Below are 252 nucleotides of genomic sequence, written 5' to 3'. Positions count from 1 at the left end.
ATTCACGGTCATTCCTCCTGCGGCTTGCCAGGCGGCGCGGCGGGGATGCCATCGCGAATCTCGTCGTCGTGATGGGCAATAAAGGATTTGAGCGTTTCGCGCATGTAGGCCGGGCTGCGGCGGTTACTGTTGCCAAGCCTCAGATCGAAGCCGTCGATGCCGAGTTCGAGCAGATGCTCGCAGCCGTTCAGTCGTCAGACAGCGAACCGGCAGCCGCGCAGGTCAGCGGTGGTGGCGACGAAATCACCGACG

Annotated in this window: 1 pseudogene; it reads right to left on the bottom strand. The window is 62.7% G+C overall.

The features are described 5' to 3' along the window. Window positions 1–8: 8 nt before the first annotated feature. Window positions 9–125, bottom strand: a pseudogene (locus BHD08_RS23360) (chemotaxis protein MotA); the annotation flags it as partial. Window positions 126–252: the final 127 nt, after the last annotated feature.

Origin of the sequence: Pseudomonas sp. SCT (genome assembly GCF_003864275.1) — a bacterium.
GTDB classification, from domain to species: domain Bacteria; phylum Pseudomonadota; class Gammaproteobacteria; order Pseudomonadales; family Pseudomonadaceae; genus Stutzerimonas; species Stutzerimonas stutzeri_AE.
The sequence above is the reverse complement of the archived record's forward strand: the minus strand, read 5'-3'. Positions and strand labels throughout refer to the sequence as shown.